Origin of the sequence: Agrococcus sp. Marseille-P2731, assembly GCF_900117395.1 — a bacterium.
Lineage (GTDB): Bacteria > Actinomycetota > Actinomycetes > Actinomycetales > Microbacteriaceae > Agrococcus.
This window is the reverse complement of sequence record NZ_FPEG01000001.1, coordinates 296,041-309,054: the sequence shown is the minus strand read 5'-3', so window position 1 is coordinate 309,054 and position 13,014 is coordinate 296,041. Positions and strand designations below refer to the sequence as shown.

The 13,014-nt window shown below is 72.3% G+C and carries 11 protein-coding genes; 2 read left to right on the top strand and 9 right to left on the bottom strand.

What is annotated here, in order from left to right:
• Positions 1–346: 346 nt before the first annotated feature.
• The 4 genes from BQ6202_RS01605 to BQ6202_RS01590 all read right to left on the bottom strand — a co-directional run bounded on the left by BQ6202_RS01605 (position 347) and on the right by BQ6202_RS01590 (position 5,086).
• A complete protein-coding gene (locus tag BQ6202_RS01605) occupies positions 347–898 on the bottom strand; it encodes a P-loop NTPase family protein (RefSeq protein ID WP_200792172.1) in 552 nt (183 codons plus the stop codon).
• 168 nt (positions 899–1,066) lie between these two features.
• The gene (locus BQ6202_RS01600) at positions 1,067–2,863 is read right to left on the bottom strand and encodes a bifunctional phosphoribosylaminoimidazolecarboxamide formyltransferase/inosine monophosphate cyclohydrolase (RefSeq protein ID WP_072312708.1); all 1,797 of its coding nucleotides are present in this window, start codon (positions 2,861–2,863) and stop codon (positions 1,067–1,069) included.
• On the bottom strand, positions 2,860–3,486 hold the full coding sequence (gene purN / locus BQ6202_RS01595) for a phosphoribosylglycinamide formyltransferase (protein ID WP_072312709.1): 627 nt from the start codon (positions 3,484–3,486) through the stop codon (positions 2,860–2,862). The genes BQ6202_RS01600 and purN overlap by 4 nt, the downstream gene beginning before the upstream one ends.
• Positions 3,487–3,496: 10 nt before the next feature.
• Complete coding sequence (locus tag BQ6202_RS01590; protein WP_072312710.1) at positions 3,497–5,086, bottom strand: cell division protein PerM; 1,590 nt, start codon at positions 5,084–5,086, stop codon at positions 3,497–3,499.
• A 194-nt stretch (positions 5,087–5,280) separates the two neighbouring features.
• On the opposite strand from BQ6202_RS01590, the gene BQ6202_RS01585 reads away from it, so the two are divergent.
• Complete coding sequence (locus BQ6202_RS01585) at positions 5,281–7,500, top strand: NADP-dependent isocitrate dehydrogenase (protein ID WP_072312711.1); 2,220 nt, start codon at positions 5,281–5,283, stop codon at positions 7,498–7,500.
• Between the two features lie 134 nt (positions 7,501–7,634).
• On the opposite strand, the gene BQ6202_RS01580 is transcribed toward BQ6202_RS01585, so the two are convergent.
• The 5 genes from BQ6202_RS01580 to sucC form a co-directional block, all read right to left on the bottom strand.
• Entirely contained in the window at positions 7,635–8,504 is an 870-nt protein-coding gene (locus BQ6202_RS01580) for an endonuclease domain-containing protein (RefSeq protein WP_072312712.1), read from the bottom strand.
• 241 nt (positions 8,505–8,745) lie between these two features.
• Positions 8,746–9,618, bottom strand: a complete 873-nt coding sequence (locus BQ6202_RS01575; protein ID WP_327021575.1) for an MBL fold metallo-hydrolase — start codon at positions 9,616–9,618, stop codon at positions 8,746–8,748.
• Between the two features lie 21 nt (positions 9,619–9,639).
• The gene (locus BQ6202_RS14980; RefSeq protein WP_200792174.1) at positions 9,640–9,810 is read right to left on the bottom strand and encodes a hypothetical protein; all 171 of its coding nucleotides are present in this window, start codon (positions 9,808–9,810) and stop codon (positions 9,640–9,642) included.
• A 182-nt stretch (positions 9,811–9,992) separates the two neighbouring features.
• Entirely contained in the window at positions 9,993–10,892 is a 900-nt protein-coding gene (sucD, locus tag BQ6202_RS01570; protein ID WP_072312713.1) for a succinate--CoA ligase subunit alpha, read from the bottom strand.
• Between the two features lie 11 nt (positions 10,893–10,903).
• Positions 10,904–12,070 (bottom strand): ADP-forming succinate--CoA ligase subunit beta, encoded by a 1,167-nt coding sequence (sucC, locus tag BQ6202_RS01565; RefSeq protein WP_072312714.1) that lies wholly within the window; start codon positions 12,068–12,070, stop codon positions 10,904–10,906.
• A gap of 199 nt (positions 12,071–12,269) precedes the next feature.
• Here sucC and BQ6202_RS01560 point away from each other — a divergent pair, with 199 nt between their 5' ends.
• A complete protein-coding gene (locus BQ6202_RS01560) occupies positions 12,270–12,992 on the top strand; it encodes a VIT1/CCC1 transporter family protein (protein ID WP_072312715.1) in 723 nt (240 codons plus the stop codon).
• Positions 12,993–13,014: the final 22 nt, after the last annotated feature.

The following is a 13,014-nucleotide window of genomic DNA, read 5'->3' as shown; positions in this document are numbered from 1 at the left end:
GGGAGCGGGACGACTGCGGTGTCGCGAGGTGCTGGTGGTGCTGCGGCACGGATGCCGCTGGTCGATGCTCGGTGCTGCCACCGACATGCGAGGCGCGAGCGAGGCTCGCGGGCTGCGTCGCTAGCTGGCGGCCGGACGCCCGGAGCGCGCGAGGAGGCCGGCAGCAGCGATCGGTGTGGTCGTCGTCGTGCTCATGGCATCCTCCTCGGTCGGCCGCTCCCCTGCGGTGCGGACAGCCTTCGAGTCTAAGCAGAGGCCCGTCGCGGCGTCTAGCCCTGATCGAAGATTCTCAATCACTTTTGCTTTGTCCCCCAAGCGCCCTCGCTCGGGGACCCGCCCGCCGACCTCAGGATCCGAGCTGCGCCAGCAGGGCCTCGGCGTCGCGAGGCATCGGGAGGACGAGCACGGGCGGTGCCGACGCATCCGCGTGCCAGCGCCGGATTCGCTCGCGCTTCGAGCGCCACGAGCGGATGTGCCACCACAGGATCGAGTCGCGGGCGAGCGTGCGGCCGAGCGTCTCGACGTTGCCGTTGCAGACCGCCTCACGGGTGCGGATGCGCTGGGCGCTGCGACGCAGGAGCCGCGCGAACGAGGTGAGGCGCGGGTAGTCGAGCGCGACGATCACGTCGACGCGCTCGAGCGCGAGGTGGTTGTGGATGCCGTAGACCGAGTCGAGCACGTAGGCGTCGCGCTCCAGCACCGGCAGGATGCGCCGGTCGAGCTCATCGCGCGGCGGCTGCACCCAACCCGGCTCCCAGCACAGCTCGTCGATGAGCACGAGGGGCAGGTCGAGGCGCTCGGCGAGCGCTGCGGCGAGCGTCGACTTGCCCGAGCCGGTGACGCCGAAGCACAGCACGCGGCTGGCCGCTCGCACGTCGTCGATGCTCCCGGCGCTCACGCGAGCGAGCGTAGCGGCTCGCCCGCGGCTTCCGCAGCGGCTCTGCACAACGCAAGTCCGCGCGCCTCGAGACGCGGCGGAACGCGAGCTGGACACCGGAGCGCCGCAGCCCTCGCGCGCCGGGCTTGCGTTGTGCTCGGCGCGGGCGCCGCAGCGGCGCGGCGCGCGTCAGTGCGCGAAGTGGCGCTCTCCGGTGAAGTACATCGTGACGCCCGCGGCGTTCGCGGCCGCGATGACCTCCTCGTCGCGCACCGACCCGCCCGGCTGCACGACCGCCTGCACACCCGCGTCGAGCAGCACCTGCAGGCCGTCGGCGAAGGGGAAGAACGCATCCGACGCCGCCACGGAGCCGGCCGCCCGGTCGCCTGCGCGCGCCACGGCGAGGCCGCACGAGTCGACGCGGTTGACCTGGCCCATGCCCACGCCGACCGATGCCCCGCCGGAGGCGAGCAGGATCGCGTTCGACTTGACCGACCGCACCGCCCGCCACGCGAACTCGAGGTCGGTGAGCACCGCATCCGACACGTGCGAGCCCGAGACGCGGCGCCACGTGTGCGACGAGAAGCCGTCGAAGGTGTCGGGCTGCTGCACGAGCACGCCGCCGGAGACCTGGCGCAGCTCGCTGGCCTCGCGCGCGTAGCCCTCCGGCAGGCGCAGCAGGCGGATGCTCTTCTTGGCCGTCAGCAGCTCGAGCGCCTCGGGCTCGAAGTCGGGCGCGACGACGACCTCGGTGAAGATCTCCTTCACCGACTCCGCCATGGCGCGAGTGACGACGCGGTTCGCGGCGATGACCCCGCCGAAGGCCGACACCGGGTCGCAGGCGTGCGCGCGCTGGTGCGCCGAGGCGATCGCATCGTCGGCACCCGGTGCCGCGATCGCGATGCCGCAGGGGTTCGCGTGCTTGATGATCGCGACCCCGGGCTCCGTGAAGTCGAAGGCGGCGCGCAGGGCCGCGTCGGCGTCGACGTAGTTGTTGAACGACATGGGCTTGCCGTGCAGGAGCTCGGCCTGCGTGATCCCCCTGCCGCCCGGCAGACCGAAGATCCCCGCCTGCTGGTGGCTGTTCTCGCCGTAGCGCAGGCCCTGCACGAGGGTCGCGGCGCCGACGGCGCGCAGCAGGCCCGTGGCGCTCGAGGTGTCGGGCACGGCGGATGCGGCGGCGGGCTCGGGAGCGGCGGGTGCGGTGGTCTCGTGACGCGTGCCGCCTGCGGCGGCGCGCTCCTCGACCGTCGAGGCGGAGGCGGCGGCGCGCTCCTCGACCGGCGAGGCGGGGGCGGCGGCGCGCTCCTCGACCGGCGAGGTCGGCGTGGCGGCGGCGGCCGCAGCCGACACCTCGTCGACGGGCTCGCCCGCGAACCAGCGCGCGACGGCGCGGTCGTAGCCGGCGGTGTGCGCGAAGGCGTCGCGCGCGAGCGCACGCCGCTGCATGAGCGAGAGTCCCGTCGCCGCAGCCCGCTCGATCAGGGGGTAGACGCGCGGATCGGTGACGATCGCCACGTTCGCGTGGTTCTTGGCCGCAGCGCGCACCATGGCCGGGCCGCCGATGTCGATCTGCTCGACCACGTCGGCATCGGCGGCGCCGGAGCGCACCGTCTCGACGAAGGGGTAGAGGTTGACGACGACGAGCTCGAACGGCGCGATGCCGAGGTCAGCGAGCTGCGCCTCGTGGTGCTCGAGCCGCAGGTCGGCAAGCAGGCCGGCGTGGATCGCCGGGTGCAGGGTCTTCACGCGGCCGTCCAGCGCCTCCTGGAACCCCGTCACCGAGGCGACCTCGGTGACCGCCAGCCCCGCATCTGCCAGCATCTTCGCCGTCGAACCGGTCGAGACCAGCTCGACGCCGGCCGCGGCGAGCGCCGTGCCGAGCTCGACGATGCCGGACTTGTCGCTCACCGACAGCAGCGCGCGCCGGAACGGCACCTGCTCGCGCTCGCGGTAGAGGCTCGGGTCGTGCTGGGGTCCGCTCACTGTGCTGTCCTTGGGGTGTCGGGGCGGTCGAGGCGGTGCTCGAGGCCGTGGTCGGCGAGGTCGATGGTGCCGTCGGCGATGTCGGTGATGACGCTCGCGAGCAGCTCGCGCTCGACCAGCTTGATGCGGTCGTGCAACGCGTCCGGGCTGTCGTCGGGCTCGATCGGCACGCGCTGCTGCGCGAGGATCGGCCCGGTGTCGACGCCGCTGTCGACGATGATGACGGATGCGCCCGTCTCGGTCACGCCCGCGGCGAGCGCGTCGCGCACGCCGTGGGCGCCGGGGAACTCCGGCAGGAAGGCGGGGTGGGTGTTGAGCAGCGCCGGCTCGAAGCGGGCGACGGCCTCGGGCGACAGCAGGCGCATGAAGCCCGACAGCACGACGAGGTCGGGCTCGAAGGCCGCGACGCGGTCGGCGACGCGGCGCGACCACGCCTCACGGGGCGCCGAGAAGGGCTCGACGAAGGTGGGGATGCCGGCTGCCGCAGCCGTCTCGATGCCGCCGCACGCGCGGTCGGCGCCGACGGCGATGATCTCGGCGGGCACGCGCCCGGCCTTCGTGCGCTGCAGCAGATCGGCGAAGTTGGTGCCGCTGCCGGAGACGAGGACGACGAGACGCAGCACGCCGTCCAGCCTACCGAGGGTCGCGGGGCGAGTCGGTGCCGGATGCCTCGGGCGACGCCGCGCCGACCGCGGTCGGCCCGCCGTGGTCGCCCGTCGCGCCGCCCGGCGCAGCGGCGCCGTCGGGTGCAGCGGCCTCGCCGGGTGCAGCGGCTTCGTCGGAGCCAGCGGCAGCGGTTGGTGCAGCGGACTCGGCGGGCGGGCTCGCATCGTCGCGGTCGTCGCCGTCGTCGTCGCCCACGACCTCGCCGACCGCCCCGGCCTCGGCGTCGTCCTCGTCCGACTCGTCGGGCTCGCGATCCGCCGCCGCTCCCCCTCCGCCGCCGAAGCCGAAGAAGTCGCGGATCCTCGACCCCTCGCCCTCCGCCGCGAGCGGCAGCGCGAAGCCGCCCGCGAGCGCGCCGACCCCCTTGCCGCCGGCCAGCATGCCGATGAGCAGGCCGACCCCGACCTCGAGCGCGCCCCACGCCGCGACGAGCACCGCATCCGGCCCCGTCACCGCCAGGCGTCCGGGTCCGATCGCGCCGGCCGAGAGCATGGCGGCGATGCCCAGCAGCGCGCCGGCGAGCACGCCACCGCCGACCGCGGTGATCGCGAGCTCCCACCAGTGCACCGGCCGGGCAGCGCTGCCCGCGAGCAGGCTCTGGCGCACGAAGACGCCGACGAGCACGGCGGCCAGCACCGGCAGCACGACGACGGCGGCCATCCAGGGCTGCGCCTCCGGGTCGATCGCGGCCAGCAGCGGCAGCGCGGGCACCGGGCCGAGGTCCGTGCCGAGCGGCGAGACGCTCGAGCCCTGGCCGATCATGAAGCCGGGCCCGACGGCCCAGGACGCGCCCCAGACGATCGCGGTCGGCGCGAGGGCGAGCTGCACCAGGAAGATCGCGATGACGCCGACGGCGGTGACCCCGAGCGACTCCAGCAGCAGCAGGCCGTCCGTGAACCGCAGGAGCAGGCCGAGGCCGACGAGCCCCGCGCCGACGCCCAGCACGCCGACGAGCCCCGCGAACCCGGCGCGGAACGCCGCGCGGATCGAGCGCAGCCACCGCTCCTCGACCGTGAGCGCGGCGGCGATTGCGAGCAGCCAGCGGTGCTTGTGGGCGGCGAGCACCGCGGCGCCCATGCCGAGCAGCGCGACGAGCGCTGGCAGCACGGCCGCCTGCGCGAGGTCGGGGCTCGCGACCCCGTGCTGCGCGCTCGAGCCGACCAGCAGGCCGATGGTGCCGGTCGCGACCGCGCCGAGCAGGATCGCGATGGACGTGTCGAGCAAGGGCAGCGTGGCGAGCCTCCCGCCGCTGCGCCAGTGCAGCCAGAAGGTGATGAGGCCGATGCCCCACGCGCCTGCCGAGAGCACCCACGAGCGCCCGGCCTCCTCGAGGCCCACGGCGAGCACGGTCTCGCGGCCGGGCGTGATGCCGATGTCGACGCCGTGCCCGAGCAGCCAGGCGTCCGCCGCGATGCGCCACTGCACCAGGGGGTCGCCGCCGAAGCCCTGATCGATGCCCCAGACGGCGACGCAGACGAGCGCGCACAGCACGATGCCCGCCGCCGCGATGGCTGCGGACTCGACTGCCTGGCCGATGCCGGCCCATACGCGACGCACGGCAGGCACTGTATCGACGCATCCGCCCCCGAGGCCGTCGCCTCGCCGGGCAGCACGAGGTGCCCGGCGCCGCTCGAGCGGCGCTGGGATCGCGCACCGCCGACGGGCGAGACGGTAGGTTGGACGGGCACGGCGCGGCCCGCGCACCGATCGTGGCCGCCCTCCATCACTTCACTGCGAGAGGTTCGAGCCGCATGGCCAAGATCATCTACACGTACACCGATGAGGCGCCGATGCTCGCGACGCACTCGTTCCTGCCGATCGTGAGCGCGTTCGCCGCCGCGGCCGACGTCGAGGTCGAGCGCCGCGACATCTCGCTCGCCGGGCGCATCGTCGCCGCGTTCGCCGACCGCCTGCCCGCCGACCAGCAGGAGCCGGATGCGCTGACCGAGCTGGGCGAGCTGGCGAAGACGCCAGAGGCCAACATCATCAAGCTGCCGAACATCTCGGCATCCGTCCCGCAGCTGAAGGCCGCCGTCGCCGAGCTGCAGCAGCAGGGCTTCGACCTGCCCGACTACCCGGACGAGGTCACGACCGACGAGGAGCGCGACATCCGCGCCCGCTACGACTCGGTCAAGGGCTCCGCCGTCAACCCGGTGCTGCGCGAGGGCAACTCCGACCGCCGAGCGCCGCGCTCCGTGAAGGAGTTCGCCCGCAAGCACCCGCACTCGATGGGCGCGTGGGCCGATGACTCGAAGACCGCTGTCGCGACGATGAGCGCAGGCGACTTCCGCTCGAACGAGCAGTCGGTCACCATCGCCGCCGATGATGCGCTGCAGATCCGCTTCGTCGGCACCGACGGCGAGACGACCGTGCTGAAGGACGGCCTGGCCGTGCTCGAGGGCGAGATCGTCGACGCGACGTTCATGTCGGCGAAGGCGCTCGACGCGTTCCTCGCCGAGCAGGTGCAGCGAGCCCGCGACGAGCAGGTGCTCTTCTCCGCCCACCTCAAGGCGACCATGATGAAGGTCTCCGACCCGATCATCTTCGGCCACGTCGTGCGTGCGTTCCTGCCCGAGGTCTTCGAGCAGTACGGCGCCCAGCTCGAGGAGGCCGGGCTCTCTCCCGAGAACGGCCTCGGCTCGATCCTCTCGGGCCTGTCGGAGCTCGACGAGCCGACCGCCGCCGGCGTCCGCGCCGCGGTCGAGCAGGGCCTCGCCGACGGCCCGCGCCTCGCCATGGTGAACTCCGACAAGGGCATCACGAACCTCCACGTGCCCTCCGACGTGATCGTGGATGCGTCGATGCCGGCCATGATCCGCCAGTCCGGTCACATGTGGGGCCCGGATGGCGAGGAGGCCGACACGCTCGCCGTGATCCCCGACTCGTCCTACGCCGGCATCTACCAGGTCGTCATCGAGGACTGCCAGGCCAACGGCGCCTTCGACCCGACCACGATGGGTTCCGTGCCGAACGTCGGCCTCATGGCGCAGAAGGCCGAGGAGTACGGCTCGCACGACAAGACCTTCCGCATCGAGCGGGCCGGCCGGGTAGAGATCGTCGACGGTGCCGGCGCGGTGCTCACCTCGCACGAGGTCGAGGCGGGCGACATCTGGCGCGCCTGCCAGACGAAGGACGTGCCGGTGCGCGACTGGGTGAAGCTCGCGGTCACGCGCGCCCGCGCCTCCTCGACGCCCGCGATCTTCTGGCTCGACAAGACCCGCGCGCACGACGCCGAGCTCATCAAGAAGGTCGAGCAGGAGCTGCCGAGCCACGACACCGAGGGCCTCGACATCCAGATCCTCAGCCCCGAGGAGGCGACGAAGGTGTCGATCGACCGCATCCGCCAGGGCCTCGACACCATCTCGGTGACCGGCAACGTGCTGCGCGACTACAACACCGACCTGTTCCCCATCCTGGAGCTCGGCACGAGCGCGAAGATGCTGTCGGTCGTGCCGCTGCTGAACGGCGGAGGCCTGTTCGAGACGGGTGCCGGCGGCTCGGCCCCGAAGCACGTGCAGCAGCTGGTGGAGGAGAACCACCTGCGCTGGGACTCGCTCGGCGAGTTCATGGCGCTGGCCGAGTCGTTCCGCCACCTGTCGGTGACGACGGGCAACGACCGCGCCGGCGTGCTGGCCGAGACGCTCGACGCCGCGACCGGCTCGTTCCTCAACGAGAACAAGTCGCCATCGCGCCGCACGGGCGAGCTCGACAACCGCGGGAGCCACTTCTGGCTCGCGCGCTTCTGGGCCGAGGAGCTCGCGGCGCAGACCGATGACGCCGACCTGGCCGAGACGTTCGGACCGGTGGCCGAGCAGCTGGTCGCGCAGACCGAGACGATCGAGCGCGAGCTGCTCGCGGTGCAGGGCAGCCCGGTCGACCTGGCCGGCTACTACCGCGTCGACGCCGACCTCGCGGACGCCGCGATGCGCCCGAGCGCCTCGCTGAACGCGATCCTCGCGCCGCTGCGCTGACCCTTCGCCGCCGCTGGGTTGACCCCCAGAGGCGGGCGCAGCACGAAGGGCCCGGCTCCGGCCGGGCCCTTCGTGCTGCCGGAAGATCTCCGGACCTCAGCGCATCCGCTGGGACTATCCCGCTGGCACACGGCTCAGGCAGAGATCTTCCGGCGCCGCGGCACTCGGTGCCCGCCGCGACGCACGATCGCGAGGATGTCCTGCTCGATCTCTGCCCACTCGTCGTGGATCTGGCGGTAGCTCAGCCGCAGCACGACGAAGCCGCGGGCGGTGAGCCGGCGGTCGCGGCGCCTGTCGCTCTCGTAGGCCTCCGCGGCCGTGTGGTGCTCCTTGCTGTCGCACTCGATGATCAGGCGCTCGCCGACGAGCAGGTCGACGCGCACTCCCTCCGTGACCCGCACCTGGATGCGCGTGGCGACCTGCAGCGAGCGCAGCCGCAAGCGCACCATCGACTCGCTGCCGGATTCCGAGCGGCCGTCGGCGAGGTCGAGCAGCGTTCGCACCGCGAGCGGCGCATCTCGCGCCCACCGCTCGAGCGCGGCCCGGCTGGCGAGGCGCCGCTGCAAGATCGAGTCGATGATCACGACGATCTCCTCACGACTACCGCATCGCAGCGCGCAGCGGAAGGCGACCTCGAGGTCGTCGGCCGCCGCGGTGATCGGCGCCTCGAGCCCGAAGGAGCGACAGCTGGGCAGCCGAGCGCCGCGCGTGCCATCGGGCCGAACCTTGCGTCGCCGCCGGTGCTCGGGCAGGCGCACGTGCGCGCCCTTGCCCTCCGGCACCCAGACGCCATGCAGGCGAAGCGCGCTGAAGCAGGAGAGGCAGCCGCCGGCCGCGACAGCCGCGCGCGCCGATGCGTCCGATGCAGAGGTCGCGAACCAGCCTGGTCGCACGCGAATGAGCTCACCGAGCTTCAGCGACACCTCGATCTGCCACCTGGTCGCACCTGCGGCCATGAGCTGTGCGGCAGACACGATCCCCAGCTGCTGCGTCAACGTCTCCATCGGCGCACCGTGCCACGTGCCAGGGCGGCCTGGCGCCGCAGCTCGAGCGGCTGTGGAGAGCCGTCCATCCTCACGCGGCGGAGGCCCGCGCACTGCCTATCCGGGAGTTCCCAGAAATTCCCCGACCCTGAGCGCATCCGCCCGGATTATCCAACCCGAGCCGCCCACAACCGGAGATCCTCCGGCGCCACACCGCTGATCAGCCGCCCCACCGCCGATCAGGCCCGGCCTGTGCCAACGCTCAGGTCAGGTCGTCGTGCTCGCCGGTCACCCAGGCGATGTGCCGGTCGGCCGAGCGAGCGACGGCGCCCGGGCCGTCCTCGACGAGCTGCCCAGGGATGTTGCCGTAGAGGCGGCGGAACCTGAGCGTCGCGGCATGATCGGCGAGCCGACGCACGACGCCGGCGGAGAGCGGGATGTTGTTCGGGTACGAGCGCATGAAGGCGACGCTCGCGCGGTCGGGCTTCGGCTGGATCGTGTCGCCCGCGAGCAGCGAGCCCGCGCCGCCGCTCCCCTGCTCCCAGAGCACCACCGCCGCACCCGGGAAGTGACCGCCGAAGCGGATGAGCCGCACGCCCGGCAGCAGGTCGACCTCGTCGTCCCACAGCTCGATCCGCGCGTGCTCGCGCTGGATCCAGGATGCGTCGCGCGCGTTGACGAGCACGCGCGCGTCCAGCGCATCCGCCCACGCGCACTGCACGCCGAACATGTGCGGATGCGAGGCGACGACCGCGCTCAGCCCACCGAGCTCGCGCACCTGCTCGACCGCGGCATCCGTGATCGTGCCCAGGGGGTCCCAGAGCAGGTTGCCCTCGGCGGTCTGCACCAGCAGCGCTCGCTGCCCGATGCCGACCGCCGGCTCAGAGGTGAGCGCCCAGAGCCGCGGCTCGAGCTCGACGACGTCGATGCGCATGCCCTCGCGCTGCTGCACGTCGACCGAGGTCCAGCGCTGGCCGTGCAGGGGTACCCACTGCCGCTCGTCGGCGCAGATCGGGCAGGTCTCCGGGAGCGGCTCTTGGCTCTCGACACCGCAGGTCGCGCACAGCACGGTCATGCCAGGACCCGGCGCACCCGCATCCGGCATGCCCGCCACCACCGCGCCCGCATCCACCACGATCAGCTCGACGTCGCGACCCTACTGGCCGTCCTCGTCGCTCGCCTCGTCCTCCTCGGGCTCGAAGGTCGAGGCCTCGTCCGTGGTCGTCGCGCCCAGGCCATCGGGGTCGGCGGGGATCGTGCCGTCCTCGCCCAGGCCGCCGGGCTTCTGCGTGCCCTCGGAATCGTGCTGCTGCTCGTGCTCGCTCATCGCGTCCTCCTGATCAGCGTCCGGCCTCGCGGAGGGCCGGAGCGTGCCGCCACGATAGCCCCGCCAGCCCTGAGCGAGCCGAGTGCGACGAGCGGATGGGACGGGCACGATCGCGGTGCCCGCGCGACGACGAGACGGGCCCCGGCCGAAGCCGGGACCCGTCTCGAGGCGATGCGCTCCGATCAGAGCGACTCGATGATCTCCCGCATGAGGCGAGCGGCCTCGGTCGGCGTCTTGCCGACCTTGACGCCGGCGGCCTCGAGGGCCTCCTGCTTGGCCTCGGCCGTGCCCGACGAGCCCGAGACGATGGCGCCTGCGTGGCCCATCGTCTTGCCCTCGGGCGCCGTGAAGCCGGCGACGTAGCCGACGACCGGCTTCGTCACGTTGGCCTTGATGAAGTCGGCCGCGCGCTCCTCGGCGTCGCCACCGATCTCGCCGATCATGACGATGGCCTTGGTCTCGGGGTCGGCCTCGAAGGCCTCGAGCGCGTCGATGTGCGTCGTGCCGATGACCGGGTCGCCGCCGATGCCGATGGCGGTCGAGAAGCCGATGTCGCGCAGCTCGAACATCATCTGGTACGTCAGCGTGCCCGACTTCGACACGAGGCCGATCGGGCCCTTGCCCGTGATGTTCGCCGGAGTGATGCCGACGAGCGACTCCTCGGGCGTGATGATGCCGGGGCAGTTCGGGCCGATGATGCGGGTCGTGCCCGCAGCCTTGGCGTGCGCCCAGAACTCGGCGGAGTCCTGGACGGGGATGCCCTCGGTGATGACCACGAGCAGGCCGATGCCTGCGTCGACGGCCTCGATGACGGCGTCCTTAGCGAAGGCCGGCGGCACGAACACGATCGAGGTGTCGGCGCCGGTGGCCTCCATGGCCTCGGCGACCGAGCCGAAGACCGGCAGCTCGACCTGCGAGCCGTCCTTCGCGACGTGCGAGACGGTCGTGCCGGCCTTGCGGGCGTTCACGCCGCCGACGACCTGGGTGCCGGCCGCGAGCATGCGGGCGGTGTGCTTCGAGCCCTCACCGCCGGTGATGCCCTGGACGATGACCTTGCTGTCCTTGTTGAGGTAGATCGACATCTCTTGCTCCCTTACGCCGCAGCCAGCTCGGCGGCCTTGTCGGCGGCCTCGTCCATCGTGTCGACGACCGTCACCAGCGGGTGCGCGGCGTCAGCGAGGATCTTGCGACCCTCCTCGACGTTGTTGCCGTCGAGCCGCACGACCAGCGGCTTCGTGGCGGTGTCGCCGAGGATCTCGAGCGCCTGCACGATGCCGTTCGCGACGGCGTCGCACGCGGTGATGCCGCCGAACACGTTCACGAACACGCTCTTGACGTCCTCGTCGTTCAGGATGACGTCGAGACCGGCAGCCATGACCTGGGCGGATGCGCCGCCACCGATGTCGAGGAAGTTGGCCGGCTTCACGCCGCCGTGGCGCTCGCCCGCGTAGGCGACGACGTCGAGCGTCGACATGACGAGGCCCGCGCCGTTGCCGATGATGCCGACCTGGCCGTCGAGCTTCACGTAGTTGAGGTCCGACTCCTTGGCCTTCGCCTCGAGCGGGTCTGCGGCAGCCTTGTCCTCGAGCTCGGCGTGGCCGGGCTGGCGGAACTCGGCGTTCTCGTCGAGCGAGATCTTGCCGTCGAGCGCGACGATGTCGCCGCCCTCGGTGAGCACGAGCGGGTTCACCTCGACGAGCGTGGCGTCCTCCTTGACGAAGACGTCGTACAGCTTCACGAGCACGGGAGCGATCTTTGCGACCAGCTCCTCGGGGAAGCTCGCGGCGCGAACGATCTCGTCAGCCTTCTCGGCGGTGATGCCGACGGCGGGGTCGACCTCGACCTTCGCGAGCGCCTCGGGGCGCTCCTCTGCCAGCTGCTCGATCTCCATGCCGCCCTCGTACGAGCACATGGCGAGGTAGGAGCGGTTCGCGCGGTCGAGCAGCACGGAGAAGTAGTACTCCTCCTTGATGGCGGCGCCTTCAGCCACCATCACGCGCTGCACCGTGTGGCCCTTGATGTCGAGCCCGAGGATCGCGGAGGCCGCGTCCTTCGCCTCTGCAGGGCTCTTCGCGACCTTCACGCCGCCCGCCTTGCCTCGTCCGCCGGTCTTGACCTGTGCCTTCACGACGACGACAGCGCCACCGAGCTCCGCGGCTGCTGCCTCGGCCTGCTCGGGGGTGTCGGCGGTGATGCCTCGCAGCACGGGGACGCCGTGCTGCTCGAAGAGGTCTCTTGCCTGGTACTCGTAGAGATCCACGCGTCATCCAATCGATGTCTGGTGAGCCATGTGTGGTGTGGGATTCGCCGCGTCAAGCCTAGCCCTGCCACCGATGCACCCCCGTGCGCTTTCGGCCCGCCGAACCGCCAAGATTCGGCTTTCTTGCGGCTTTCGCACGAGCCTCGCCTTGCTTGCGGCGGCCCCTGCGAGCACCGACCATGGTGGCAGGAGGAACTCCATGGATCCCGCACTGCAGCGTCGGCCAGACCTGCCACCGCCGGTCGAGTCGATGACCTCGAAGCTCAACTGGCTGCGCGCCGGCGTGCTCGGCGCGAACGACGGCATCGTCTCGACCTCCGCCCTGATGGTCGGCGTCGCGGGCGCCGGAACCTCTGCCGCCGGGATCCTGACCGCGGGTGTCGCGGCGCTCGTCGCCGGCGCGTTCTCGATGGGCGTCGGCGAGTACGTCTCGGTCTCGTCGCAGCGCGACAGCGAGCGAGCGGCGATCCGCCGCGAGCAGGTGCTGCTCGACGCCGCACCGGACGCCCAGGTCGACCAGCTCGCCCACATGTACGAGCTGCGCGGCCTCACCCCGCGCACGGCGCACCTGGTGGCCGTCGAGCTCACCGACGCCGATCCCCTGCGCGCGCACCTCGACGTCGAGTACAAGCTCGACCCCGAGGACCTGAACGACCCGTGGTCGGCGGCCGGCGCATCCGCCCTCGCCTTCACGCTGGGCTCGCTCGTGCCGCTGCTCGCAGCGCTCCTCTCCCCCGCCGCGTGGATGCCGTGGCCGATCGTGGTCGCCACCGTCCTCGCGCTGGTCGCGACCGGCGTGGTCTCCGCGCGCATCGGGGCCTCGAGCAAGCGCGCCGCCATGGTGCGCGTGCTGCTCGGCGGCGGCATCGCCCTCGCGGCGACCTGGGCCATCGGCTCGCTCATCGGCACACCGGTCCACTAGCGCTCGGTCCTCGGGCAGGCCC

Bases quoted from the DNA above. Each gene is read 5' to 3' on its own strand.
- BQ6202_RS01580 (WP_072312712.1), bottom strand. From the start codon at position 8,504: ATGGAGACGTTGACGCAGCAGCTGGGGATCGTGTCTGCCGCACAGCTC.
- BQ6202_RS01585 (WP_072312711.1), top strand. From the start codon at position 5,281: ATGGCCAAGATCATCTACACGTACACCGATGAGGCGCCGATGCTCGCG.
- BQ6202_RS14980 (WP_200792174.1), bottom strand. From the start codon at position 9,810: ATGAGCGAGCACGAGCAGCAGCACGATTCCGAGGGCACGCAGAAGCCC.
- BQ6202_RS01560 (WP_072312715.1), top strand. From the start codon at position 12,270: ATGGATCCCGCACTGCAGCGTCGGCCAGACCTGCCACCGCCGGTCGAG.
- sucD (WP_072312713.1), bottom strand. From the start codon at position 10,892: ATGTCGATCTACCTCAACAAGGACAGCAAGGTCATCGTCCAGGGCATC.